The 25,006-nt window shown below is 47.6% G+C and carries 21 protein-coding genes; 4 read left to right on the top strand and 17 right to left on the bottom strand.

The features are described 5' to 3' along the window. Positions 1–2 precede the first annotated feature (2 nt). Both AC5JBY_RS16315 and AC5JBY_RS16310 read right to left on the bottom strand, forming a co-directional pair. Positions 3–638, bottom strand: a complete 636-nt coding sequence (locus AC5JBY_RS16315) for a class I SAM-dependent methyltransferase (protein WP_495905686.1) — start codon at positions 636–638, stop codon at positions 3–5. 127 nt (positions 639–765) lie between these two features. Further along, a complete protein-coding gene (locus AC5JBY_RS16310) occupies positions 766–2,373 on the bottom strand; it encodes a glycoside hydrolase family 76 protein (protein ID WP_495905685.1) in 1,608 nt (535 codons plus the stop codon). Between the two features lie 226 nt (positions 2,374–2,599). Here AC5JBY_RS16310 and AC5JBY_RS16305 point away from each other — a divergent pair, with 226 nt between their 5' ends. Then, positions 2,600–4,513 carry a hypothetical protein gene (locus tag AC5JBY_RS16305; RefSeq protein WP_495905684.1) on the top strand — a complete coding sequence of 638 codons (1,914 nt, stop codon included), beginning with the start codon at positions 2,600–2,602 and terminating at the stop codon, positions 4,511–4,513. 72 nt (positions 4,514–4,585) lie between these two features. Here AC5JBY_RS16305 and AC5JBY_RS16300 read toward each other — a convergent pair whose 3' ends face one another. Beyond that, positions 4,586–5,248: a YceI family protein gene (locus tag AC5JBY_RS16300; protein WP_495905683.1), complete on the bottom strand. Its 663-nt coding sequence runs from the start codon at positions 5,246–5,248 to the stop codon at positions 4,586–4,588. Positions 5,249–5,383: 135 nt separating this feature from the next. Here AC5JBY_RS16300 and AC5JBY_RS16295 point away from each other — a divergent pair, with 135 nt between their 5' ends. Continuing rightward, on the top strand, positions 5,384–6,307 hold the full coding sequence (locus AC5JBY_RS16295; RefSeq protein ID WP_495905682.1) for a winged helix-turn-helix domain-containing protein: 924 nt from the start codon (positions 5,384–5,386) through the stop codon (positions 6,305–6,307). Positions 6,308–6,385: 78 nt separating this feature from the next. Here AC5JBY_RS16295 and AC5JBY_RS16290 read toward each other — a convergent pair whose 3' ends face one another. The 4 genes from AC5JBY_RS16290 to AC5JBY_RS16275 all read right to left on the bottom strand — a co-directional run bounded on the left by AC5JBY_RS16290 (position 6,386) and on the right by AC5JBY_RS16275 (position 9,615). Continuing rightward, positions 6,386–7,087: a GNAT family N-acetyltransferase gene (locus AC5JBY_RS16290; RefSeq protein ID WP_495905681.1), complete on the bottom strand. Its 702-nt coding sequence runs from the start codon at positions 7,085–7,087 to the stop codon at positions 6,386–6,388. Positions 7,088–7,458: 371 nt separating this feature from the next. Then, the gene (locus AC5JBY_RS16285) at positions 7,459–7,695 is read right to left on the bottom strand and encodes a hypothetical protein (RefSeq protein WP_495905680.1); all 237 of its coding nucleotides are present in this window, start codon (positions 7,693–7,695) and stop codon (positions 7,459–7,461) included. 7 nt (positions 7,696–7,702) lie between these two features. Continuing rightward, positions 7,703–8,710 (bottom strand): FecR domain-containing protein, encoded by a 1,008-nt coding sequence (locus tag AC5JBY_RS16280; protein WP_495905679.1) that lies wholly within the window; start codon positions 8,708–8,710, stop codon positions 7,703–7,705. 311 nt (positions 8,711–9,021) lie between these two features. After that, positions 9,022–9,615 (bottom strand): RNA polymerase sigma factor, encoded by a 594-nt coding sequence (locus AC5JBY_RS16275; protein ID WP_495905678.1) that lies wholly within the window; start codon positions 9,613–9,615, stop codon positions 9,022–9,024. A 508-nt stretch (positions 9,616–10,123) separates the two neighbouring features. Between AC5JBY_RS16275 and AC5JBY_RS16270 the strand changes: the two genes are divergently transcribed. Then, positions 10,124–10,930, top strand: a complete 807-nt coding sequence (locus AC5JBY_RS16270; protein ID WP_495905677.1) for a phosphatase PAP2 family protein — start codon at positions 10,124–10,126, stop codon at positions 10,928–10,930. Between the two features lie 16 nt (positions 10,931–10,946). Here AC5JBY_RS16270 and purU read toward each other — a convergent pair whose 3' ends face one another. The 6 genes from purU to AC5JBY_RS16240 form a co-directional block, all read right to left on the bottom strand. After that, a complete protein-coding gene (gene purU, locus AC5JBY_RS16265; RefSeq protein WP_495905676.1) occupies positions 10,947–11,774 on the bottom strand; it encodes a formyltetrahydrofolate deformylase in 828 nt (275 codons plus the stop codon). A 125-nt stretch (positions 11,775–11,899) separates the two neighbouring features. Further along, positions 11,900–12,700, bottom strand: coding sequence for a helix-turn-helix domain-containing protein (locus AC5JBY_RS16260; RefSeq protein WP_495905675.1), 801 nt, complete (start codon positions 12,698–12,700; stop codon positions 11,900–11,902). A 166-nt stretch (positions 12,701–12,866) separates the two neighbouring features. Continuing rightward, positions 12,867–13,754, bottom strand: a complete 888-nt coding sequence (locus AC5JBY_RS16255; RefSeq protein ID WP_495905674.1) for an oxidoreductase — start codon at positions 13,752–13,754, stop codon at positions 12,867–12,869. A 94-nt stretch (positions 13,755–13,848) separates the two neighbouring features. Beyond that, on the bottom strand, positions 13,849–14,337 hold the full coding sequence (locus tag AC5JBY_RS16250) for a GDYXXLXY domain-containing protein (protein ID WP_495905673.1): 489 nt from the start codon (positions 14,335–14,337) through the stop codon (positions 13,849–13,851). Beyond that, a complete protein-coding gene (locus AC5JBY_RS16245) occupies positions 14,324–15,400 on the bottom strand; it encodes a DUF4401 domain-containing protein (protein WP_495905672.1) in 1,077 nt (358 codons plus the stop codon). Before AC5JBY_RS16245 ends, AC5JBY_RS16250 begins: the two co-directional genes overlap by 14 nt. Further along, positions 15,384–16,343 (bottom strand): DUF2157 domain-containing protein, encoded by a 960-nt coding sequence (locus AC5JBY_RS16240; RefSeq protein ID WP_495905671.1) that lies wholly within the window; start codon positions 16,341–16,343, stop codon positions 15,384–15,386. The genes AC5JBY_RS16245 and AC5JBY_RS16240 overlap by 17 nt, the downstream gene beginning before the upstream one ends. 68 nt (positions 16,344–16,411) lie before the next feature. On the opposite strand from AC5JBY_RS16240, the gene AC5JBY_RS16235 reads away from it, so the two are divergent. Continuing rightward, the gene (locus AC5JBY_RS16235) at positions 16,412–17,611 is read left to right on the top strand and encodes a serine hydrolase domain-containing protein (RefSeq protein ID WP_495905670.1); all 1,200 of its coding nucleotides are present in this window, start codon (positions 16,412–16,414) and stop codon (positions 17,609–17,611) included. Between the two features lie 5 nt (positions 17,612–17,616). Here the strand turns inward: AC5JBY_RS16235 and AC5JBY_RS16230 are convergent, their stop codons facing one another. From AC5JBY_RS16230 to AC5JBY_RS16215, 4 genes are all read right to left on the bottom strand, one after another. Continuing rightward, positions 17,617–18,282: an O-methyltransferase gene (locus tag AC5JBY_RS16230; protein ID WP_495905669.1), complete on the bottom strand. Its 666-nt coding sequence runs from the start codon at positions 18,280–18,282 to the stop codon at positions 17,617–17,619. Between the two features lie 22 nt (positions 18,283–18,304). After that, positions 18,305–21,427, bottom strand: coding sequence for a choice-of-anchor J domain-containing protein (locus AC5JBY_RS16225; protein WP_495905668.1), 3,123 nt, complete (start codon positions 21,425–21,427; stop codon positions 18,305–18,307). A gap of 38 nt (positions 21,428–21,465) precedes the next feature. Further along, entirely contained in the window at positions 21,466–22,428 is a 963-nt protein-coding gene (locus AC5JBY_RS16220) for a hypothetical protein (protein WP_495905667.1), read from the bottom strand. A gap of 145 nt (positions 22,429–22,573) precedes the next feature. After that, positions 22,574–24,940: an ABC transporter permease gene (locus AC5JBY_RS16215; protein WP_495905666.1), complete on the bottom strand. Its 2,367-nt coding sequence runs from the start codon at positions 24,938–24,940 to the stop codon at positions 22,574–22,576. Positions 24,941–25,006 lie beyond the last annotated feature (66 nt).

The following is a 25,006-nucleotide window of genomic DNA, read 5'->3' as shown; positions in this document are numbered from 1 at the left end:
GTCTATCCCTGTAACAGCAGTAAACTAATGGGGGTATGTTGCTGTTGATACTCAACAACTATTTCGTGTTGCTGTTTGCAGAAGGGTAACAGCTTTTCAATAAATGGCTTGGCCATCAGGCGTTGTGGCGTGGTGAGCGAAATCAGGGTGCCTTGCTGAAGAAATTGTTGCAGCACCTGGTAGAGTTGTGTAAACTGATCCGGGTCGTAATTGATGTCGCTGAGCAGCAACACATCGGCTGAAAGATCGCCGGGCAGGTGGTGCCAGTCCAACAAACGGCTGGTGACGTTTGACAGTTGTAGGTGTTGTGCAGATCTTGCCATTGTGGCAATGGCTTCTTCGAGGTAATCGCTGCAGCAAACCGTTGTGGCATAGCGGGCGGCCATGAAAGAAGGTAATCCCAATCCGGCAGCCAATTCCAGCACGTTCTTGTTTTGTACCAACTCCGGATGCTGGTGTATAAAGTCGCTCATGGCGAGTGCTGCGGGCCATAGTTTGGTCCAGTGCGGGAAAGGTGTTTCTTCCTGTTGCTGCTTTTGGCGGAAATAGCTTTCCTGCACTTCCTGCGCGTCGGGGACAAAGAGGTCTATGGCGTAGCCTGGTCTTTCGAGGTGATGTAATTGTAGTGATGTTGACATGAATGTGGTAAGTGTGTAAAGTTAGGGGCTTACTTCTTACCATATCAACCACACTCCTATTTTTTGAAAAAGTCCGCAGATAACTGCGGACTGAATTGTCAATACTGGCACGGGGGCGATAGGATTTTTAGTTTTGCAACAACCAACGTTCATTATCTCCATAGCTTTCTTTCCACATCAGGCAGCGTGTGCCATTGGCGGGGTTATTGCCTGCTACGTTCAGACAATTGAGCGGTGCGCATTTAGGTTTTAGTTTATAGTAGCCGTCGTAGTCGTATACCAGTTTCCATATTTGCGAGGGTCCGCCATTGTTCCAGGTATAGAGCTGTGCGTCGGCATTGTTGGCGCTGCTACCGCCGTTCACATCGAGCGCTATGCTGGTAGCATGTGTGGGCGTTATCCTGTAATACCCGCGGCCTTGTGAGGTCAATGTCCACCTTTGATGGGCGCCACCATAATAAGACCAAATGTCTGTCTTGGTGAGGTTGGCAGTACCTGCGGCAATAACATCGAGGGCATTGGCTTCATTGATCTTAGGCGTGATGCGGAAGGTGGCGCCGCTGGTAAACCCAGGTTGGGCCACGGGCGTTACATTCAGCATCACCACCGTGCCGATGCATTCGAGGCTGCGGGCCACATTGTCGACCGGCATGTTGGTAGTCCAGTTGTTCCAGGAAATATTCAGGTCGGTGCGGCGCCTGTTCCAGGCGGCATTGGCATTGTTGCGCATCCATGTCCAGTAAGTGCTCCAGAGGTTGTTGTCGCGTACAAACTCTCCGATGCCACGAGCAAATTCAGATTGCCAGGTACCGTCTCGCTGGCCGCTCGTCATGATGCCATTACTGGTTTGGATCAGTACGATGTAGTCGACTGATCTTTTTGCATCGTCAAACACTGATTCGCGACCCGTGATCCTGTGCAGGGCACTGGCAGCGCTTACGAAAGCACCTACGTTGTAAGCATTGGCGTCTGTGGCTTTGGTACCATTGGCTTTGATGTGCTCATATACAGCACCGGTGCTGGTGTTATAAAGTGTGGCCCATACCCAATCGTAAATAGCGCTGGCTTTGGTGAGGTAGATCGATTCTTGTGTGGATTCATAGATGTATAAAGCAAGGATGATGGCGGGGTTGTTGCTCAGGCCCGACTTCTCATTTTTGCGGATATCCCACCAGATGCCGCCACCGAGCGCATTGTCCCACCCACGGTCATACACACGGTTGAAAGCATACTTTGCCTGGTTGAGGAAAACGGTATTGCCTGTGATCTGGTAGCCACGTGCAAAGGCTATGCCTGCCCACAACAGATCGTCATTGTATTCATTCCAGTTCCAGTCGTACAAGCCGCCGGAGCCTTGTTCATTTTGCAGGAAGGTATTGAGCAGGTTGGTGATCAATGTTCTGTGAGCGGGGTTCTTGGTGCGCAGGTATACATCTTCTACCATCTGGATGGAAAGGGCCTGCCGCCAGAAGTAATCGTCCTGGTTGTTGTTGAGTGCTTCTTTATAATATTGGGTTGAACCGGAGGTGACGAGGAAGGCGTTGTTCAAAGCTGCAAAAGATTGATCACCTAAGGGATTGGCAATTACTGCCAGCAATTGTGTTTCATTATCGGAAGGTGTTGCCGGCTTATCTTCTTTGAAGTTTGGTTTATGACAGCCGGACATGGTTGCCGTGATCGCTATGGGCATAGCAATAGCGAATAACCTGGATATGGTTAATAATGGCTTGCGCATCGTTGATTATTTAGTTAGTAATAAATTGTTTTCGCAGGTAGGTAAAGGGCAAGGAGGAAGAAAAGCGGGGTGATCACCAGCTTGTAGTAAGGACGTCTGGGTGTTGTGGAACCGTTATTGGTGTTCAATAAAATTTACTGTTTACTGGCGGATTTTACTTATAAGGTCAATGCAGATACGTGAAAAACACCTGTTTTTAGTAATATAAAAACGAGCAATTTCATGTATGACTCGTTATTACTTCTTTATCCTTGGATTATTGTTTCATGTCGTTGGCTTTGCTCAAAGCAAGCTTGTAGACAGTATCAGCGATGAGTATCACTATTTGTATATAGCCGATTCAAATATACTCAGGCAACCTTACAGGATGCCCAAGGATTCTATTGTACGGTTGTATGGTGCTAACAAGGAAAAGGAAAGGTCTGATAATTACTATTTGAAATATCTACCAGGTCAGAAGCCTCTACCGTTTATCAATGATGGATTTAATTTAGATTCTGTTTTTGCCGGCGATCTTTTTAAGAGTATTCTGCATTCGTGTGTAAACAATCAAGGGGGGAACGTAGTGCTTAAGCCAATACGAAGAGAGTTATCGGAGGATGAGCAAGCCGACAGATTGCTTAATACTTACAACGAGTACTACGCCGATGTGAATGTGACGGCGCCGATTTCTGTGTTCAACAGTATGGTTCATTTGAATATTGGGCATGATAATGTTAACAGATTGCTTCCCGTTGAGAAGGGGAAAAAGATGTATGGCTTGAAGGTCAATAAATTGATCTTTCATTGTTCCTTCTCGCTTATTAGAAATAATTATCTATGGTTTTCCTTGTGTAATGCCGTTTTTAAGGATTCGGTATCCCTCAGCTTTAATGATAATACAACCTATTTCAGTCTTTCTCGGCGGAACCTGGTTTTCCCTAAAATCAGGTTTGAAAACCTTGTTTTTGATTCCAGCTTTGTGGTGGATCATGATGATAGTTTCATTGATGATTTCAATCCGTATAGCGCCTATTGGCCGGAATATGATACCTCCGATGTAAAAAGAATTTCTTCTGAAGCAAGGGTGCCTTATTCATTTACGAACATGGCTTTTACGGATATCATTTTTAATGCTGACGCCATCTTTCAGACTAAATCTTTTAAAGGGATAATTTTTAAAAACTGCGAATTCAATGGTCCTTTCTTCCTGAAGGATAAAATCCTTGACACCTGTCAGTTTCAAGGTTGTAAGTTTCAACGATTAATCGATCTAAGAAATGTTTCTTTCGAAAGAGGCACTTCCTTAAAGGGTAGTTTTTTTAAAAAGTATTGCAATGTGCTGCTTTCCAAAGATGATGCAATCAATAAGCTGTCGCTGGACTTCCCTTCATTTGAAAAGATCTTTTTTATTGTCGATTGGGGGTGGTCTAATAGCGATCTGTATGTATACTGGGACAATGAACAGGGGGCTTTTAAAACAAGGGTGTTTGCTCCTTTTTTTGATACTGAAGATAGTGTAATCAATCCGTTCGATGATTTTTCAGAGCAGGATCTTGAAACAGTAAGGTTGAAATACCAGCAGCTTAATGAATACCTGAAGTCGAATTATAAAAGCGACGATCTGTTAGGTTCTAATCAGCAAAAGGTCAGCAACTGGTTTTTCTACCAGGCGAAACAATATGAGCAGGAGTATTATAAAAGGCATTCCCGGGTGAAGTATTTCTGGCTTTGTTTTCTGGAAACCGTGGTCAATTTTGGGTATGAGGGTGAAATGAATTTTTTCGGTACCTGTCTGCTACTGATTGGTATTTTTTGTATCCTTTTCAGGGTGTTTTATCAGCGCGAGATCAATGATCACCTCAGTAAGCCAAGGAAAACGGAGCAGGCGGATAATTACTTTACCAGTAATGAGAAGCCTAAAAGGAGCCGATTCGTGCGGGTATTTTCAAAGGTTGTTAGTCTCGACCTGTTCAAATCTTTTTATTTTAGTTTCATTGTATTCTTTTCGCCTAAGTTTCCTTCTTCTTACTTTTCTTTTTCAAGGGGATTTGTACGTCTCATTATTTTCGAATGGCTGTTGGGGATTTTTTTCATTGTTCTTTTCTTCGTTTACATTGCCGGCAATTATCCAATCATCACGAAGTTGCTCGGTATTTAAAGGGGCTTCCCTGCCATCTGGTCAATCAACTTCCCGGAAGTTGTACTTGCCGGGAATTGACCGATGAATGGTTTACTTCTTTTTGAATACCAATTCCAGCGTGATGGGTATCATATCTTCTATGATGTCATCTTTAAGGCCGGAGAAAACGCTGCCTGACTGGTGGTTGACGCCCCATTTGGTGCGGTCGATCTGAAACGAAGCGCGGCTCTTCACCAGATCGCCTTCTGGCTCAAGGGTTGCGGAAAAGGTAATGGTCTGGGTTACGCCTTTGATCGATAAGTTGCCGGTGATGGCAAAGGTGTTGTTGCCTGATGGGATGGCCTGGGTAAACAAAAAGTGAGCTCTGGGGTGTTTTTGTACGGCAAAGAAATCGTCATCTTTCAGGTGTTTTTCTACGCCCTCTCTCTCCTCTTCTTTAAGGTCGGTAACGCGGATGGTGTTCATGTCGATCGTGAAATATCCGCCCACCCACTTGCCTGTAGCGTCTGCGGCAAGGTTGCCCGATTCAAGGCTCAGGGTGCCTTCGTGCCCACCACCTACCACATGGCTGGTTTTCCATTTGATGATGCTTTGAGGCAACAGGAGCTGATATCCGATAGCGTGGCCGGTAGTATCCTGGTCGGCGATGGGGGCTGTGGTTGTCGCTTCTGGCGGCGCTGGCGTGTCCCGGCAGGCAGTGAAATAAGCAACTGTGATGATCAAGATAGTTGTCAGCAATAGTTGTTTACACATAGTGTCTGGGTTGTTGCACAAACCTACAGTGGGTGCTCCCGGTAGTGGTAAATGGGTAGTAAAATCTATGTAAACGATTGTAAAAACTGTGCAAACGGCTGCTGCTGCGGGTGTTAAAGTGCTATTTTTACATGTATGAAGTGGAAGTTGTTATTGCCTGCCGCCGTTGCGCTCATCCTCATCGTGTCCTGGACTGCCACCAGGAAGGAGACTGTCATTATCCCGGTTTATGACCAGGAGAAAGAAATGATCATGATGCGGGATATCGGTCACCAGGTGTTGCTGCAGTCCGGGGATTTTTCCTCGCGCGTGTTGCCGGTCAAGAAGGTAGCCGAACACGAATACCTGTTGCAATTTGAAAGTCCTTTCACTTTTGTGCCTGATTCGCTGGTAAAGGTCATCAACCAGGTAGTGAAGGCACGCCTCCTGCCCACTGAATACGTGGTAGAGGTGATCACCTGCAGGGACAATGAGGTGATCTTTGGTTATGCCATCAACCGGGACAGTACGCAAAATATCGTTCCGTGTAGGGGCAGGGTCCAGGAAAAAGCCTGCTATAAGATCAAATTGATGTTTCCCACTCCTGTTAAAGAAGAAGGCACTGCTTCCTGGTATCTGTTGGGGGGAAGTCTGGTGGCTATTGGGTTATCGTTGCTGACACGCATACTGTACAACAGGCGTCGCAAGGAAAACCTTCCCGAAGAAGGGATAAGCGAAACGGCAGCGTCTGCACCAGTGCCAACCGTAGAAGAAACTACTGAGGCAATCTCCATAGGACAATACAGGTTTTACCCGGTCAAGCAATTACTTGTTTTGGGTGAGCTGGCCGTGCCGCTTACTGCTAAAGAGTCAAAGCTGTTGCAGGTGTTTACCACGGCACCCAATGAGATGATCGACCGCAACAGGTTGCTGAAAGAAGTGTGGGAAGATGAAGGGGTTATTGTTGGCCGCAGTCTTGATATGTTTGTGTCGAAGCTGCGCAAGAAATTGCAGCAAGATCCCGGCATCAGTATCATCAATGTGCATGGCAAGGGTTATAAGCTAACCATTACGGCATAAAAAAAGCCCTTCCCGCATAAACGGGAAGGGACGCTGAAAGGATAGGATAAGGCTCAATGGAAACTTATATCAAATATTTTAGCCGGTTACAGTAGGCACATAGTCGTGCCGGTAAATATTCACCGAGGTACCGGGATAATCTTTCACTGTTTTATTCAATACAAACCCTGCTCCCTGCAAAAGCCTGTTGGACCGTTTATCGGAGACAGCTGCTTTGCAGAACACACGCCTGATGCCCGGGAAAGAAAAGAAACTATACAAGCAACTATTTAATGCACTTGCAAAATATTCCATGGGTTCGTCGAAGTGTGGCGAGAACAGGAAGTGGATGCAATAATCGCCTGCCTGAATGTTCTCTTTCAAACTGATCTCATCCTGGTCGGCACGAATAATATCTATTTGCAGGATGGGCATGCCATCGATCTCGGCTACTAACGATTGGCTATAATCGGAAGTCAACAGATCATGGTAGGCTTCCAGTAATTGTTGTACAGGCGCAAAAGGATTTTTGCCTGGTACGCTGCAATATTCCTGCAACCAATTATAAATAATAGGCAGGTCGAGCGGAATACAAAAAGGCCGTAAAGAAAATACCCGGCGGTCACCCGGTAACAATCCATAAAAGAAAGGGGTGTAACGGATACCAGGGTCAAGCGGACTACATAATTGTTTCTCAGTAAATGGACGCATAGCAATAAGGTTCACCGTACGGTGTAAGTATAACTCAACAAGCCGGTGTAAGCCGTCATGTGTAAGCATCAGTAATCTGGTGTTATCCATGGTAGCAAAATTGGACTGTGTATCTACAGTATATCAAGCACCATTACCAGGCATTAGCCAGGTGTGCTATCCAAAGGGTCGGTCAACAGGTTGAGGAGAGTTGCTGCTTGGCTGGTCCAGCGACCATCACCGTTATAATTGGAGAGTCATCAAATCTAACAGTATAATCGTTCTTACAAAAAAGTATTCCTACGGTATTTTATTGTTTTTTACCATTGTAGTCACAAATGATTAAACGGCTATAAGTGTAAGTACTTACAATATATGCAATCAGGGCCTATTGAAGGTGTTTATTTGCGTTAGATCAAAAAAATAACGAGATGCTGTTGTGTATGCCTGATAGTATGATCTGGTTTTGTAATAGTACGATCTCATTGTTTTAAAGGAATGGAGGCTCCTATCTGATCCCAGATCTTCGATTTGTTAATGGCGTAATCTGCGAGGGCCTGGGTAAGGTCGCCGAACCCTGTGATGCTTTCCAGTAAAGCTTTGTTCTCAGTATCTACAGCCAGCCATCGATCAAGTTCCTGCTGTTCTTCCCAGGAAAGCTCGCCTCGTAGGTATTTGAGGATGAGTTCGGCTTTTCTTTCAATCGTTTCGTTCAGCATAACTGCGTTATTGATTAACTTCTTTCCAGGCAATGGCCTCTTCGGGGTTTGCCTGGTTGAATATGGCTATCTGCCCATTGTGTTCGAGCCGCGCCTGCTGGCGGGGTTGCAAAGTCAGGATCTGGTGTCCCCTGTTCAATTTGAGATCGCCTTCCACCAGGGTAATGTACGTGATAGGTTCGTCGGGGTAGGCCTTCGCATTAAAGCGGGCGCCTGACATGACCAGTTGCGTAGAGCTGGTAGCACCAGGCAGGTCAACGATAAAAGGAGTGTTATCGGCAGTAGGCTGGGATGGCATGCTCGTTACTTCAAAATAAGCTTCTCCCTGCAGTTCTACCCGGCGCTCGCGGGTGCTGAATGCAATTGGATACCGGAGGCTTGATCCTGTATTGAGCCATGCGCGGCTCCCATCGGGCAGCAGTACGCGGCGCTGGCCTTTGCGGGGCACCTGTAGCATATTAAAGTATAAGCTGTCGCCGGGAGCGCTGTTGCGATATGAAAGCCAGCCATGCTCTTTAATGACCTGTGCTTTGCTGCTGGCATCGGTGGCCAATACGCCATTGATAGAATCGATGAGTATAATGACTGAGCCATCGGACAGTGTGAGCCTCGACTGATCGCTGCCAAACTGTACATCGTCCCCGTAGGGATCGGGCATATTGCTGGTTGTATACCGGAGGGTGTTTTTATTCATGAGATACCAGGCCACTATGAAGAGCAGCGATACCACTGCGGCCACTGCTATGCAGCGCCCCCATATATGCCACCATGCTGACCGGTGTATCCTGTTGATCGCTATTGAGTCCCTGATCCTGTCCAGCATTAGCTGTCTTTTTTCGCCAAACCGGTTCAGCGCCGCACGCAGGTTGGCGGGGTCTGTCAGGGATTCGAACAACTGGCGGTTGTCTTCCGACTCCCTGATCCATTGTTCCAACTCCCGCTGCTCCGAGGGATCCAATGAACCTCTCAGGTACCCGGTGATGAGGTGGGTCATCCGTTTTACGATATCGTTCATGGGAACAGGTTTAGAGAATCAAGTGTGCTATTACTTATAACGAAAAAGTCAGATACTAATACCGCCCGTGCCGGCTACCCCATAAAAAATCCCGGCCTAAACGGGGGAGGCCGGGAAGCGGGGGTCAGACCTGGAAAGATCTGATAAGGTACTGCCGGCACATTGCTGTACCGGAGCAGTATAACAAATGAATGCTTAAATCACCTTGGACTGATAAACTGCACTTTATACAGTTCTTGGGGGATCGTAGTATATAACGAACGAAAAGAAGGTATGTACCATCAGGCTAATAAAAAAAGCGAAATGGCCCATTAGTGTACAGGCTTTTGGCTGAGGACATTAAGACGAAGGAATTTGAGCGCGATGGTTTTTTGGTTTTGTACCGTTTGTACGCTGATGCTGAGCTGGGCTGCGATGGCAGGGTTTTTCATGCCTTCGAGGTAAGCCAGTTTGAAGATGGTCCTGCGTTGTGGAGGCAGGTTTTCGATCTCCTCGTATATCCGACGCAGTAACTCTCCTTCCACCAGGCCATTCACAAATTTGGTAGCGGCCGCCATGGGTGAATTGTTGCGCGTGACCATGGACTCGTTATCTTCCGTCAGCAGTTGTACCAATTGCTGTAGCTTGCCAGCTTTCCACTTTTGGTGGCGTAATGCATCGATGCAAGCGTTACGGGTAGTGATGTGTAAGAAGGTTTTGATCTTGTGGATGTTGTCGAAGTTGGCGCGCAGCTTCCACAGCTTCACGAAAGTCTCGGCGGTAATGTCCCTTGCTTCCTGGGCATCGGTTACAAAGTGCCGTGCATAGTAGTAAATGCTATTGTAATGCAGGTTATAGATCTCTGCAAAAGCACTTTCCCCGCCTTGTTGAAATGAATGAATTAAGAGCTCTCCCGCCGATTTCATGAACAGGTTATTACGTTACCAGTGAAAAAAAGATGATACAGACAGCCGACTACCACCGGAGGCCTTAACCAGGTGTATCGGAAGCCTTGCCTTCAACTTTTTCCGTTGCTGTGCGAGTAAAACCCGTTTTTTTTTACCTTTCCACTTTACGAAAGAAGTATTGCGTTAAAAGTAAGGAAAAAAAACAAATCGGGCACGACTAATAGCTGTATCGGGTAATTTACGACATGCCCAAAATAACATTAGGATTTTTTTAACTGGATACTTTCAGCCTGCTGGCGTAGCTGCTTGTTATGCATGGGTTGTGTTACGAGAATGTAAGCAACCTCCTGACTGTCATAGGGATACATGGAAATTTAAAGTGATAAAAGACTGATTTGTTGTGATTCATGCATACGTAAAAACGCTTATTTCCTCCGGTTACCCAGCTCCGGGAGGGTATAGCTCTTCAATTTTTCTTTAAAATTTACGTTTAGTTTGCAATAATAAAATCCCCCTGATTAAATAAATGCATTACTGGTTAAAATCACTGGCGTTTGCAGCCATCACCTGCACCGCCCTGACCCCTGTTACTGCGCAATACACTGATTCGACGGGCGTGGCCATTCCGGCTACGGATACGATACGAAGGGCTGTGAACTGGAGTGTCCCGGTACAATCCAATGCATTCCCTTTAAAGTCGTTTATCATTCCCGCGGCGATGATCTCCTATGGGTTCACCTCATTGGGCAGCGATGGGTTAAGGGGTGTCAACAAGAATATCCGTAATGAAGTGGCCATCGAGCATCCGCATCATGCTATCCACATCGATAATTACCTGCAATATGCGCCGGCAATAGCTGTATATGGTTTGAATGCCGCGGGCATTAAGGGTAAGCATAATTTTAAAGACAGGACTATTCTGTATACCATGTCCATGTTGATTTCCAATAGCACCGTATTTACGCTCAAGAATCTGAGTAAAGAAAGACGTCCTGACGGATCGGATGCCATGTCGTTTCCTTCCGGTCATACTGCCAATGCGTTTGTGGCGGCTGAGTTTATGCGGCAGGAGTACAAAGATGTTTCTCCCTGGTATGGTGTGGCGGGTTATGCCGTGGCTGCTACTACCGGCTATCTGCGCATGTACAACAACAAGCATTGGTTTAGTGATGTGGTGACCGGAGCAGGTATCGGTATTGCTTCAACCAGACTGACCTATTGGTTGTATCCCATGATACAACGTGGCATATTCAAGAAAAAGAATCCCAACACCGTGTTTATGCCCACCTACCAGGATGGCGCAGTAGGTATTGGGTTTGTACATAAATTCTAATCGAAGTTTACAGTCCCTATTCGAATACAACTGTCTTATTGTTGTATACAAACACCCGGTCATCGACCACCAGGCGAAGTGCTTTGGCCAGTACTGCCGTTTCTATTTCCTTACCAGCCCGCATCATGTCTGCTGCCGTAAGCGAGTGGCTTACCGGAATGATCTGCTGGGCGATAATAGGCCCTTCATCGAGGTCGTTGGTCACAAAATGCGCGGTGGCGCCTATGAGCTTCACGCCGCGTTCAAAAGCCTGCCTATACGGGTTGGCACCCGCAAAGGCAGGCAGGAAAGAATGGTGTATATTGATGATGCGGCCCGGGAACTTAGCTACGAATGCAGGTGATAAGATGCGCATGAACTTGGCCAGCACTATATAATCGGGTGCGAATTGACCAACCCGTTCACTGATCTGTTGCTCGAATGCTTCTTTGGAAATGCCTTCATGCGAAATGTGAAAGAAAGGAACTTCGAAGCGGTTGCAGATATCCTGCAACGTATTGTAATTACCTATAACAGCCTGTATAGAAGCCTGCAGTGTTTTGAAATAATGCCTGATGAGCATATCGGCCAGGCAATGGTATTCTTTGGTGACCATCACCACTACCCTTTTTTCAGGTAAAGGATTTACCACGATAACAGCATCGGATGGCAGCACAGCGCGGAGCTGACTGGCAACAGGTTCCGGTATAACGTCCTGCTCTACCTGTACACGCAGGAAGAAGCGGTTCTCTGCCTTGTCCACATGTTCCCGCAGCGAAATGATGTTCAACTGCTGCGCTGCCAGCACGCCTGTGATAGCGGCCACCAATCCTACCCGATCGATGCATTGAATAACGATGATCATACTTCCTGAAGGTACTTCAGGAAGTTGATAAGTTGAAAGGTTGATGGGTTGAAAGGGATGCTTTTAATACAGCACTGATTTATTTTTTCAGTTTGCGGACGTGGTGGCGTTTGATGTGTTATGTTTTATACTTTCGATGGCGACACTCCATACATTTTCTTAAAGGCAAACGAGAAGTGTGAGAGGTCTTCGAAGCCCAGTTCGAGGTAGATGTCTGATGCAGCGGCGCCTTTGTTGCGGATAAGGTGATAGGCTTCCTGCAATCTTTTCTGCAGCAGCCAGCGGCTGGGCGACGCGTTGAATATCTTTTCAAAGTCGCGCTTGAAGGTGGCCAGGCTTCGGCCGGTGAGGTAGGCAAACCTTTTCATCTCGACATTGAAATGATAGTTCTTGTTCATAAATGCTTCGAGGTCTATCTTGCCGGGCTCGCTGAAGTCGAACAGGACGTTTTTCAATTCCGGGTTTATCTGCAACAGCAGCAAGATCGCTTCTTTCAATTTCAGGTCAGTGAGCTTGCTATTGCCCGTTATGTCCATTTGCAGGTAAGGAATGAGCGAATCGATATAGCCTTTGTACAGTGGATTGTTCTTTAGCGCTATAATGGCTTTCCCTTCTTCATGTTTTTCGTTTTTATAGCCATATTCCATGCTGAAGTTGCGCAGGGTTTCCTGGTCGAGGTATACCGAGAGTGATTTGAACTCGCCGTGGGCAGGCGGCAGCTTATTGAATTTTACCAGGTGGTTCCTTCTTACGAGTTTGAAATCGCCTTCTTTGAAGGTGTGTTTCTTAGTGCCGTCATCGAGGATGAGTGTGCCCGCTTCCTGGTAGCTGAAGGCATGGTCCAGTACAAACTGCTCTCCTTCCCTGCTGCGGTTGGCATAGCAGGAATAGACTATGGAGGGTTGCTTATCGTCTTTAATGGACATGGTTCAAATTTAGAGTATAAACACCTTCAAACAGGTTACAGCTTTTGGTGAAGCAGTCACCTGTTTGAAGTGAATTGTGTTCTGTGGCGCTGTAGTCTGGCCGCTTTGAGCGGCCTGACTGGTGGCGTTGAGCGGTTTTTTGTTCAGGTAATACGCTGTCTTTATATTAAACACCTTTCAGCTTAGATAGTTGTTTTCCGGCTTCTGTTTCAAAGAAGTTAAGGGCATCATCATGGTCGGTGGATATGCTTACGGGCAACCATTTCTCGAGATCGGCTTTGCGGCTGGCGTCGGCCTTTTGCAGGATGGCAACGGCCTCGCTGCCCAATACGAGGTGAGTGGGCGGCGCAGGGTGCTCCACGAGGTCGATCATTACGTTGGCTGCTTTGGCAGGATCGCCCATTGGTACAAAAGTGCCGGAGCTGAGTACTTTGCTGACCACATCTATCGTATTCTCATACCCTTCTACCCTGGGTGCATAGCTCATGGAGTCGCCAGCCCAATCCGTGCGGAAACCGCCCGGTTCCACTGAAGTGACATAAATACCCAATGGCGTCAATTCGCGGGACAGTGATTCCGCAAAACCGCTCAGGCCAAACTTGGCAGCCTGGTACATGGTAAGCCCCATAGAGCCAACTCTTCCACCGATAGAGCTGATCTGTAAAATGCGGCCGGAGTGTTGCTGGCGCATATGAGGAATGACAGCGCGGGTGATCTCAATGGGGCCATATAAATTGGTGTCGAGCTGGCTGCGTACCTGTTCATCGGTAAACGCTTCAGCAGCGCCCGTAATGCCAAAACCTGCATTGTTTACCAGTACATCGATGCGGCCGAAATGTTCAATGGTCTTTGCTACTGCTGACCTGATCTGTTCGTTGTTGGTAACATCGAGCTGCAAGGGTAATAACTGACCGGGATATTTTGCGGCGAGATCATTTAACTGTTCCGGCCTGCGCGCTGTGGCGGCTACCTGATGGCCTTTGGCCAGTACTGATTCTGTGAGGCTTCTGCCCAATCCGCGGGAGCTGCCTGTTATAAACCAAACTTTTGTCATTGTTATTTGAATTTGTTTAGACAAAGGTCGGTCACTTAACAGCCGGGCTGTTTTGTTGGAAAGCTCAAAATGGTTTGTTGGAAAGCTCAGGTGTTTACCGGATCAGCTTTTTCTGTTCATCATATAAGCCTATCAGCACGCTGTTGCCTTTGGCGTCGACTTTAATACCGCCATATTTTGCGCGGGCATATTTGCCGGCCTGTCCTTCCTGGAAAAAGAAGGATTCGGCGCCAATGTTGAGTTGCCAATAGCGGGGAGCTGTATATTCAATGAGGTATTCGCCGGGGTTCAACGGTGTTCTGTTGGATTGCAGCCTTACCCTTTGGGCAATTAACCCCGAATCAAGCTGCACTACACAATAGCCACGTTTGGGAATATCTTCTGAGCCGTTCTGATTGGCGATTGCGTAACGCAGGTCCATGTAATCGCCTTGCAGGTAAGAGCGTGGATCATACGGTGCCAACTCCAGCAGGATGAGTTTTCCTTCCTTTACTATGGTTTCTTTCCTGTTGATGGAGTAATGAAAGAAGGCCAGCACCAACACCAGGTTCACTGCAATGATGACGACTTTATATTTTTTCATGGGATTCGAGTTTCTTATGGGTTAACAGGTAAAAAAGCAGAAAGAGCACGCCGGAGGCAAACAGCAGGATGGATTTCACCAGTAAGGTAAGCTGCAGGTCGTAATAATACCGGCAGATGAAATACACCAATGCTACAATGCCAATGACAAGCCCCGTTTTATAGTTGACCCAAAAACACAATAGTGTGATCAGTAAAGCGCCTGCAATGGCAGGTGCATATAGTGTAGGCATCAACACCAGCGTAACGGCGAGGTATATGAGCACTTTGGTGTCGGGTCGCTGTATATTGAACATTTGCAACAGGCGTGGCAGCAGGTACAGAATAGCGCCGATGGCTACAATGGAGGATACAAGATTGAAATGAAGAGAAAACTTCAATATTCCCGCGGTGCTTACGAATGCATAAGCTGCCAACACAGAAAATAATAATCCTAACTGGATAGGGTTGTACAACCGGGACAGCTTTTTACCGGCAGTGATGATATTGGCCTCCTGCAGCATGAATGTGGTGAGCCCGATCGTTGCGATGGCAATATAGATGTGCAACAGGTTATAATTATTATTCAACAATATCCAGCAGATCAATGCGCCATTGATAGTAAGCACAGCCAGGAAGGCAAGGATATAGTTTTGGACGATGGCTAAGGTGGCAATGCCAATACCAATAAAAAGAAAGCATACGAGGTCTTCATTGTTGATCCCTCCTTCTATGCCCATCGCCAACAGGAATAATCCGGAAGCAAAAGCCGTGACGGCTATCGAATCAAAGATCAGGATATCAAACTGCTTACTAATAAAAATAGCCCCCGCAATGAAGATGATCCCAATGATGGTCATGCCGGCGTTGGAATTGTACAGGCCCGCAATCATTAAAAAAGCGAGGAATGCCAGCGTGGCCAACAGTCCGCCAAATATAGTAAGCACTTTGATGGCAATGCCACTTCTGCCGGCTTCTATCTTTTGGTATTCAGCCAACACGGCCTCGTTGTCTATAGCAAGCTCAGCGCCTTCCTGGGCCTGCAGTTGTTCCAGTAAAGCGTTTATTTCATGCTCCTTTTTCATGGGCCCATTGCTTTTGAAGGTCAATTAATTTTTTGATGAGGAAGGTGATGCTGGCAATTATAAATAAGGAAGCAAATAGGTACATGCCTGCATCATGTGACAGGTCAATAAACCAGGCGGCTATGATCACGATAGCACTAAAAGAGATCACGGAAATATAGAACAGGCTTTTCTGCCGTAATCCGTAAAAGAAACCTAACGTATACAAAATAGCTACGGTTGGGAACATTACGAGGAATGTTACCCCCTTATGTCCATATATGCCAGCCATCATAGCAATGGTGCCTGTAGTAGCGGCTGCAAGCGCCAGTATGATCCGGAACCAGGACGGAGATGCAGCTGTGTTCTTCTTCGCCATGAATAAAACGCCTAAGAGCAAAGCGGTATTGACCAGGAACTGCAGGAAATAAACCAGTTCATCCGGCCAGTGGTTAGCCACCTGTTCTGCATACAGGTTGAGTGTGGTGTTGATCAGCAGCGCATACACCAGCCACAGGGGCGGGAAATTGGCAACGACTACCCAGATGGTGATGGCCAGCGTCCAGCTCAGGAACAGGTCGTAGGCATTGGCGCCGGTTTGGTATACTTGTCCGAAGACTGCCATTAACACGCCCACCAATACGGCCGCACCGGTGAGTAATATGTTTTTGAGAAGTGTACTCAGCCGCGAGAAAACAATGAGCAGCGTGCTCACGATGACAAGTCCTTCGATCAATCCTATTTTCACAAACTTGTGGAGGTTGTCCCAATTATAGGCAAAGAAGAAAACAATGCCGGCTGTGGTGAAGCCAATGCCGAGGCTGATGAACAATAATTTCAGGAATCGCTGCCAGGCAGACTGGTTGTTGTATACCTGTTCTTTCAGCGCTTTGTGTACGCCGGGCGCAGACCAGTTGCTGTTGCGGCTAATGATGTGAATATCTTCCCGGTCGGGTGATGGCATGGGGTATGTTTTTTAACCTTATTAAAGATATGGTTATCAGCGATTATTTGCAATATATTTGGAATACCATGAGACAACTCCTTTTTGCCGGCCTGCTGCTGGTAGCGTATGCAGGCTTTGCACAAACCGCCAAAAACACCAAGCCCTATTTTCCCGCCAAAGGCGTTTGGGAACACAAGACGCCTGCTTCGCTGGGACTGATCCCTGCAAAGATCGACTCTGCTATTGCTTATGCTCAGCGCTATGAGTCCAGGCAATCCCGTGACATGGTTACTGCACAGCAGCAATCCTTTGGCAGAGAGCCTTACAGCAATCCGGTGGGCACCTTGGTAGACCGTGAAGGCCCCAGCGGTCTTATTATATATAAAGGTTATGTGGTGGCTGAGTGGGGACCCACTACCCGCGTGGATATTACCAACAGTGTAACGAAGAGCTTCCTTTCATCGGTAGTGGGCCTGGCGGTAGATCGTGGCATGATAAAAAGTGTGAACGATACCGTGGCGCAGTATGTGCCACCGGTTGAAGTATATCATGCTGGCGCGGCTACGGAAGTGATCACTCCTTTTGCTTCTGCACATAACCGTACACTGACCTGGGACGTTATGCTGCGGCAAACCAGTGATTGGGAAGGAACCTTGTGGGGTAAGCCTGATTGGGCCGACAGACCAGACAGCAACTTCAGGACCTGGCAAACGCGCAAGCGCCACCAACCCGGTACGGTGTATAAGTATAACGACGTACGTGTAAATGCCCTGGCACTTGCGACCACCAGTGTGTGGCGACAGCCATTGCCACAGGTGCTCAAAAACCTGATCATGGACCCGATAGGCGCTTCGAATACCTGGCGCTGGATGGGTTATGATAATTCCTGGATCATACTGGATGGCGCCATTGTGCAATCTGTAAGCGGTGGCGGCCATTGGGGAGGCGGCATGTATATCAATGCATACGACATGGGGCGTTTTGGGTTGCTGACACTCCACAAGGGCAACTGGAATGGAACACAACTGCTGTCTGAACAATGGGTGAAACAGGCGCTCACCCCCACTACTGCCAATACAACGTATGGTTATATGAACTGGTTCCTGAATACCGATCATAAGATGGCGGCTAAAGCTCCCGTCAGTTCCTTCATACACATCGGTAACGGCACCAACTTCATTTATGTTGATCCCGAGCACGATCTTGTAGCTGTTGTGCGCTGGATAGAGAACAGAAATATGGGCGATATGATCGGTAAGATATTAGAGGCGCTGCCTGCGAAATAACAATGCTATTTCACGATCGCGAGTGCAATGCCATCATGCTCTTTGGCGCCTATCGTTTGAATGATAGTAGCCGTTACAGCTTTGCTGGCAGCCAGTGCTTTGTTGAATCGTTGTACACCGGTTACCATTTCATCTGTATGGTTTTCATCGAGCACCTTACCTGAGCGTATCACGTTATCGGCTATGATGAGCGTGCCGGGGCGGGAAAGCTTGAGCGCCCATTCGAAGTATTCTGCATAAGGCGGTTTATCGGCATCAATGAAGATCATATCGAAAGGGCCAGCTCCTTCCGCTACAAGCTTTGGCAACAGATCGAGCCCTTTGCCAATGCGGATATCCACTACTTTGTCGAGGCCTGCCAACTCTATATTCTTTTGCGCAACAGCGGCGTGTTTGGGATCATACTCCAGCGAGATCAATTTGCCGGTGGCGGGTAAAGCTCTTGCCATCCAGATGGTACTGTAGCCAGCCAGTGTGCCCAGTTCCAGTATCTTCTCTGCTTTGCTCAATTGCGCCAGCAGGTTCAGCAGTTTGCCCTGGTTGGGCGACACGCTGATGGAGGGAATGCCTGAATCGATGATGGATTGTTCTGTAGCAGCAAGCACTTCGTCGTGGCCGTTGAAGAGGAGACTGATATAATCGTCTACAGCCCCAAAAAGCTTTTGTTCCATTTATTTTTCTCTCAATTTACAACTATCTGATCTTAATCAATCGTTCCGTGATCTTCTTGTCGCTGTATTGCATGGTCACATAATAAACCCCGGTGCCGCCGCCAATGAAAATGCTCATGTTGGCAGCAGCATTGCCATTGAAGTTGCGCGTATACACCACTTTGCCCATTTGATTGGTGATGCGGATATTTTGCAGCTTCACCGGCACTTCGAGGTGCCTGATGGTAAAGGTGCCCTCGAAAGGATTGGGCGATAACAAGTAGCCTTTTTCTTTCAGCAAGGCAGGCAGGATCACGGGGTTGATACTGATATTATCCAGTAAGATATTATTGCCTCCTTTGCCCATGTTCCGGAATACTACCTGGAAGGGAGCGCCAGATGATACGAGCTTGCTGAGGTCGATGTATTCAGAACGCCATTGAGGCGGCGCAGTGGGTACGTGTCCCAGCGTATCGAATGCGGCATAGGTAACTGCCTGACCCGGCGTTCCGGTAGACTGCAGCGTTGCTCCCCCTTTTCTGTATACAGATTGGAACGTTTTACCGCAGTCTTTGGTCAGCAGCACTTCCAGCGTATCGGTTGGCGTTACTGAACTGCCAACGGGGCGCGACAGGTTGTACGACACATCGAACCGAACTACTAACGAGTCGAAGGTACTTACCTGTACGGGGGCCGTAAACAGGTCATCCGTTTTGCCATTGCCGGCGAAGCGGAAGTTCCTGATCCAGGCAGCCCTTGTTTTTTCACTGGCGCTGCGGTTGGTAGACTCCCAGGTGTAAGCACTTGCGGAGCTATTCAATGCCCAGTTGGCTGGTGGGAAAGCAGCGGCTTCGAATCCTTCTTTGAGCGGCGCGTCCTGCTGATCGCTCACTGTAAAGGATATGCGGCTGGTGTCATTGCTGGTGGCAGCATCCTCAAGGCCGTTTGGTTGTTTGGTGTACACAGTAAGAACGTGTGTGCCGGTGGTAGTCAGTGCGATGTTCTTAAGCGTCACCGATGCCGACTGCCCTTTGGTAAGTGAGCCTGTCCACTGTACCGAATCGAGTTGATTATTATCCACCCGGAACAGCACTTTTGCACTGGTGATGGTTTCTGTACCACCAGAAGTGATTTGTACTACCGGCAGCGTATTGCGTGTACACAGTACTTTGCCGGGCTCGGCAATGCTGCTTACCATGAGGTCGCGGGTAGAAGCATATACATTGATGTTGACATCGTCTATGTACAAGTTGTTGCCATACCTGTTAACGGTCCTGAAGCCAACGATGGCGCTGGTAGCATTGCCCAGGAATGGTTTCAGGTTGATGCGCGTGGATAACCAATCGGCAGCAACAGGAATATAAGCTGACGTAATTGTGCCGGCAGTCGTGGCCAGGTCCACCCCTCCCCGCTTCCACACCTCTGTAAAAGTTTCGCCGCAATTGAACGAAATGACAACAGCCAGTGAATCGGCATAGGTAGGTGTAATGCCATATACTCTATAGGCGCGTTCGAACGAGAAGATGACGGAATCTGCACCTGCTATATTCAGTACGGGTGATAACAGGAGGTCCTGGTGTCCGTTGCTACCGCTGTAATCAAAAAAGCGTATGCGTGCGGCTGCGTTGCCCGATTTCCGGGCTGTGGTTGTCCGTTCCCAGGTGATGGAGCTTGTATTCAGATTTTGTAAGGTCCAGCCTGTTGGAGGGAAGGCAGTAGATTCAAAGCCTTCGACAATAGGGCCTGTAACCGGAGAAAGAATGGCAAAGCTGGTAGTTAATGTGTCGTTGGTATTTCTGCCATCAGCAGCGCCATTGGGGCTGGACACATAGATCTTCAGATCATGATTACCGCTTGCCGCCGTGATAGCTGTTATATTAACGGTAGCTGTAGCCAGTGGCGCCAGGTTGCCAGTCCAATTATAGGTTACTGCAGCACCATTATCTACCTGTGCTTTGATCTGTAAACTGGTAAGATTGGCTGAACCATAATTTTTGATCATTACGCCGGGCGTTACTACCGGAGAGCAAAAAGAGCTGGAACCGCCACCACAGGTACCTGTGGCCGGCGACAGGATGGCTGCCAATGCTGCATCGTTTGCGACAGCTGCAGGAGGTGTGCAGGCGTTGGAGTTCAGCAGGCTTGCCCTGAAGGTGGTGAGCGCCGCTTCCATGCGTGCTACCTGGTTGAGGGTGAACATGCAATAACAGGCATCTGCTGTATAGTCCATGTAGTTCTGGTACATTTTACCGGGCGGATTGGGAAAACCTGTGCAGCCGGTAGCTTGTGTTCCTGTAGGACAGCCGGATGTAAAGTTGCTTTGTGCTGGGGTATCATCTATAAAATCAGTCAACCCTGCCACTGAAGGAAAATCAGACTGACAACCACCACCGTCACCCCAGATATGGCGCAGGTAAAAATAGTGACCAGCTTCGTGAACAGCCGTTCTGCCGAGGTTGAAAGAAGCGCTTACGTAGGCGGGGTTATTTCCAAACCCACTCAACGCAAGAACGATGCCCTGGTTTTCGGGCAGGTTGGTATTGGGAAAGGTAGCTATACCGAGTGTGCCATCGGTGGCCCTTGCTACCCAGATATTGAAATAACGATTAGGGTCCCAGGAGTCGGCCCCACAGTTTGATTTCTTCTTCAGGAAGTCTGATGTATTTTGATTCCAGGTAACGGCTGTGCTGATGCGTTCGATACCGTTAGTAGGGTTGCCATTTTGATCCTGCTGGGCCAGGCAGAAACGAATTTGCGACTGACCGAACGAAGAGGCAAACACACCGGCATTTACCTTGTCGGCATTGGTGCCCCCGAAATCTTCATTGAGCTTATTGATCTGCCAGTTGACATCCGCATCTGTGATAATGGAAGGATCGGACAACAAGATATGTACTACCACCGGGATGGTTACAATGGCATCGAGCTTTGCGTTGTTGCTGTTGCGTGCCTGTATTCTTCTGACCGTTTCCTGGTTAAGTCTTTCTTCATCGGCCTGCATACGTGCTTTGAGTGATGGGTCGGCTTTTAGCAGTGCTTCCAGTTGTTCGGCGGAGCCACAACGTACAGGTGTAGGAGCCGGTGCAGGTGTTTTTTGAGCAGATAATGACTGGGTAATATATAACGATAAAACGAGGGCTATAACACGGATGGAGCGTCTACGCACAGTTTTGGGGTTTAGGAGGTAGCAAGATACTAAAAAAGCTACCATTCCATAGCTACCTTGTATTTGCTGATCACTTTTTCGTCGGTCAGCTTCAGTTTGCCATAACCTTCATAAGTATAGACAACATCAAAAGGTTGGGATATGATCTGCCAGGTGGCGTTTTTGAGGGCCAGTATCTTTTGATTGTCGTTGTTGTTCAACGTTACTTTTTGCTGGTTTTGACCGTATAGCAACGCCTCCATGGCATTGACAGCATAAAAGTAATTGGGAGAATACAGCAGGTCCTTCAGTACGTCCCATTTTTCGTTTTTGACCAGTTTTTTCAGGACGCTGCCTACCTTGTTAAAGGTATAGCAACAGGAATTTTCATGCCGGAACTGACCTGCATATAAAGAGTCGATCCAGGCTGCATCACCGGGGGTAGCTGTTTTTAATACGTAATCAGGGTGCCGGTCAGCAGTCAGCGTAATATTGTTGTGAGCCCTGACCTCTGCAACAAGGTAATAGTAGTCACTGTAAAAAGGAGCCTGGATAACAGGTGCCCATGCATCCTTCACCCATCGGTAGTCTTGTACGCGTTGAAGGATATTGCTTTGTGCATGTACAGTGGTGGTCAGCAACAGTTTTTTCCGGTAAACGAGGCTGTCTATGCTTTCCAGGAACAACTCTGTGTGAACATTTTTAGTATTGAAAGTAATTTTATCACTCCTTATCAAGCCGTTTTGTTCAAACGCTGTATGTATACGGACTCCCTTTAACTTGCGCAATTCTCCATACAGTTCGGGTAATTGCTTGTTGTTATTGAATACAGTTCCAAAAAAGGTGATTACATCTTTGTCTTTTCTTAACCTTCGCTTATTGTACTCTCCATACCAGGTAAGCCTGCTGCCGGGGGAAGTTTCAACGAGAGCGCGTAATGTATCAAGTGGTACGCCGATGCCCTTAGTTACAGGAATGTTTTGTGCATTGATCAATGAAGATATCAGGCTGGCTGTGATCATGCATATTATGTACGTAATATAGCTTCGCATCGTTCGGTTGCTATTGAGCTGGGGTTAGAAGTTGCACTCAATTTACTAAAAGCTGCCTATAAAAGAAAAAGCCCCCGCTTGAGGCGGGGGCGGACTTGCAGTCGAACAGTCTCACTTATTCGTTTCTCAAACTTTTTATAGGGTTCATGAGGGCAGCTTTCACCGATTGAATGCTGATGGTGAACAACGCGATCAGCACGGCGAGACCACCTGCCACGATAAAGACCCACCATTGTATGGAAATGCGGTAAGAATAGCTTTGCAGCCATTGATCCATGGCCCACCAGGCAAGCGGGAACGAAATGAGGGCAGACAGCAACACCAATTGTAAAAACTCTTTTGATAACAAATTGGTAATGCTCGTTACACTGGCACCCAATACTTTGCGGATGCCGATCTCGCGTGTGCGGCGCTCGGCCGTATAAGCCGCCAGTCCAAACAGGCCCAGGCAGGAAATGAAAATAGCCAGCAAGGCAAATACGCGGGATAGCTTTCCGATCAGCGCTTCGCTGGCGAAGCGGTCGTTGAACTGGTCATCGACAAAATGGTATTCGAACGGATAAGCCGGGTTGCTCTTACGCATTACTGTACCTATTTTGGCCAGTGCTTCTTCTACAGACACCCTATCGCTGAGGCGTATGTACATTGTCCGGGCTATGTCATTATTGAGGAAGAACATAACCGGATCGCTCGGCGCATACATATCACCATAAATGAAGTTCTTCACCACGCCAACTACATGAAACGTGCCATCGCCAGATTCAAATGAAATGGTTTTGCCAACAGCACTACCCTCTCCCAGCATGGCGGCAAATGTTTCCGTGATCAGTACATTGGAGCTATCGGCGATTGCATTCTTTTGAAAATCCCTTCCCTCCATCACCTTCATACCTGCCGTGGCAATGAATTCAGGGCTAACGCCTCTGGCAGAAATGAGTATTGATTTATTAGGGTCTTTGCCGGGCCAGGTAAAATTAGAACTGTTGTTGCCGATGTCGATCACGTTGTAACTATTCAGTGCTACGTTTTCAACAGCTCCTGTTTTTTGCAGGTCGTCTTTGATGACAGCGAAGTTTTTCGCCATGTTACCACGTACATCCATTGCCACGAGATTATTTCGGTCGTAACCGATATCCCTGTTCTTTACATGCTGGATCTGCTGGTAAATGATGATGGTGCTAATGATGAGGATGATCGAAACCGTGAACTGTACCACTACCAATCCTTTCCTGATAAAAGCAGCGCTGCCGCTCTTTAACTTGATGCCTTTGAATACATATACAGGGTTGAAGGAAGACAGGTACAGCGCGGGGTAGCTGCCGGCCACCAATCCGCAAAGTAACGCGATGACCAATAAAGCTGTTATATGAAGCGGATTGTTGAGTCCGGGAGTAAGTTGTTTTTCAACGAGCACATTGAAAGCCGGGAGGGCCAGCGCGATGATAAATAAACCTATGGCCACTGCGATGATAGCCATCAGGATGGATTCACCAATAAACCGGATGATCAATCGCTGCTTGCCGGCACCCAGTACTTTACGTACGCCCACTTCCCGCGCCCGCTTTTCACTGCGTGCCGTGGCGAGGTTCATGAAGTTGATACAGGCGATCAGCAAAATGATCCAGGCAATAACAGTGAACATACGCACATAGGTGATCCGTCCGCCAGCTTGCTTTCCGTCCTCAAATTCGTCGCGGAGGCGCCAATCGTTCATGCTGAACAGGAAAGGCGTGGTAGTTGTTTCCGGATTCCTTTTTTTGATCATGCCGCCCAATTGCTGGTTCACGTTGGGCTTGTTGGCATTGGGGGCTAATTCAATGTAAGTGGCGATGCTGTTGCTGCCCCAGTTATTAAGGCGATCTGGAAACTGTTTACTGTAAACATCAAATGGGGCCAGCCACTCCGTTTGTAATGTGGAATTAGTTGGCAGGTCTTTTATCACACCCGAGACCACATAATCCTGTTTGGTATCCAGCTTAATGGATTTGCCCATCGCATTGGCGGAAGACCCAAAGAACTGTCCCGCCATTTTTTCAGAGATCACGATGGAATATAATTCTTTGAAGGCATTGGCTGGGTTGCCCTGTACAAATTGCCAGGAAAACATATTGAATATGGAAGGATCGGCATAACCGCCCCGCTCATAAATGCCTTTATCGCCCAATGTGAAGAGCACAGGCTTGCTGCCACTTACCCGGCATACATTGGCCACACCCGGTATTTCTGCTTTGACAGCTCCTGCCAGCGGTACGGGTGTTGACCAGAACGTACGTATTTTACCTTCATAGGTCTGGTGTTCCAGTACACGGTATAATTCGTCTTTCTTTACATGCACACTGTCATACTTCACTTCATCTTCCATCCACAAGAAGATGAGGCCCGCGCAGGCAACGCCGATAGCCAGGCCGAAAATATTCAATGAACTGTATGCTTTGTTTCTCCAGAGACTGCGCAGGGTGGTTGTGAAAAAGTTACCGCTCATGATAATAATATAAGATGCACTAACAGACCCAAAAGGATGCCATCTTATAGTGTGCCTGAGAATCAG

Source organism: Paraflavitalea sp. (genome assembly GCF_059502485.1).
The sequence above is the reverse complement of the archived record's forward strand: the minus strand, read 5'-3'. Positions and strand labels throughout refer to the sequence as shown.

Excerpts from the sequence above, each read along its gene's own strand:
- AC5JBY_RS16235 (WP_495905670.1), top strand. The coding sequence starts at position 16,412 with ATGAGACAACTCCTTTTTGCCGGCCTGCTGCTGGTAGCGTATGCAGGC.
- AC5JBY_RS16260 (WP_495905675.1), bottom strand. The coding sequence starts at position 12,700 with ATGTCCATTAAAGACGATAAGCAACCCTCCATAGTCTATTCCTGCTAT.
- AC5JBY_RS16215 (WP_495905666.1), bottom strand. The coding sequence starts at position 24,940 with ATGAGCGGTAACTTTTTCACAACCACCCTGCGCAGTCTCTGGAGAAAC.
- AC5JBY_RS16230 (WP_495905669.1), bottom strand. The coding sequence starts at position 18,282 with ATGGAACAAAAGCTTTTTGGGGCTGTAGACGATTATATCAGTCTCCTC.
- AC5JBY_RS16270 (WP_495905677.1), top strand. The coding sequence starts at position 10,124 with ATGCATTACTGGTTAAAATCACTGGCGTTTGCAGCCATCACCTGCACC.
- AC5JBY_RS16305 (WP_495905684.1), top strand. The coding sequence starts at position 2,600 with ATGACTCGTTATTACTTCTTTATCCTTGGATTATTGTTTCATGTCGTT.
- AC5JBY_RS16255 (WP_495905674.1), bottom strand. The coding sequence starts at position 13,754 with ATGACAAAAGTTTGGTTTATAACAGGCAGCTCCCGCGGATTGGGCAGA.
- AC5JBY_RS16245 (WP_495905672.1), bottom strand. The coding sequence starts at position 15,400 with ATGAAAAAGGAGCATGAAATAAACGCTTTACTGGAACAACTGCAGGCC.
- AC5JBY_RS16285 (WP_495905680.1), bottom strand. The coding sequence starts at position 7,695 with ATGCTGAACGAAACGATTGAAAGAAAAGCCGAACTCATCCTCAAATAC.
- AC5JBY_RS16310 (WP_495905685.1), bottom strand. The coding sequence starts at position 2,373 with ATGCGCAAGCCATTATTAACCATATCCAGGTTATTCGCTATTGCTATG.
- AC5JBY_RS16315 (WP_495905686.1), bottom strand. The coding sequence starts at position 638 with ATGTCAACATCACTACAATTACATCACCTCGAAAGACCAGGCTACGCC.
- purU (WP_495905676.1), bottom strand. The coding sequence starts at position 11,774 with ATGATCATCGTTATTCAATGCATCGATCGGGTAGGATTGGTGGCCGCT.
- AC5JBY_RS16290 (WP_495905681.1), bottom strand. The coding sequence starts at position 7,087 with ATGGATAACACCAGATTACTGATGCTTACACATGACGGCTTACACCGG.
- AC5JBY_RS16280 (WP_495905679.1), bottom strand. The coding sequence starts at position 8,710 with ATGAACGATATCGTAAAACGGATGACCCACCTCATCACCGGGTACCTG.
- AC5JBY_RS16250 (WP_495905673.1), bottom strand. The coding sequence starts at position 14,337 with ATGAAAAAATATAAAGTCGTCATCATTGCAGTGAACCTGGTGTTGGTG.
- AC5JBY_RS16240 (WP_495905671.1), bottom strand. The coding sequence starts at position 16,343 with ATGCCATCACCCGACCGGGAAGATATTCACATCATTAGCCGCAACAGC.
- AC5JBY_RS16300 (WP_495905683.1), bottom strand. The coding sequence starts at position 5,248 with ATGTGTAAACAACTATTGCTGACAACTATCTTGATCATCACAGTTGCT.
- AC5JBY_RS16295 (WP_495905682.1), top strand. The coding sequence starts at position 5,384 with ATGAAGTGGAAGTTGTTATTGCCTGCCGCCGTTGCGCTCATCCTCATC.
- AC5JBY_RS16220 (WP_495905667.1), bottom strand. The coding sequence starts at position 22,428 with ATGATCACAGCCAGCCTGATATCTTCATTGATCAATGCACAAAACATT.
- AC5JBY_RS16275 (WP_495905678.1), bottom strand. The coding sequence starts at position 9,615 with ATGAAATCGGCGGGAGAGCTCTTAATTCATTCATTTCAACAAGGCGGG.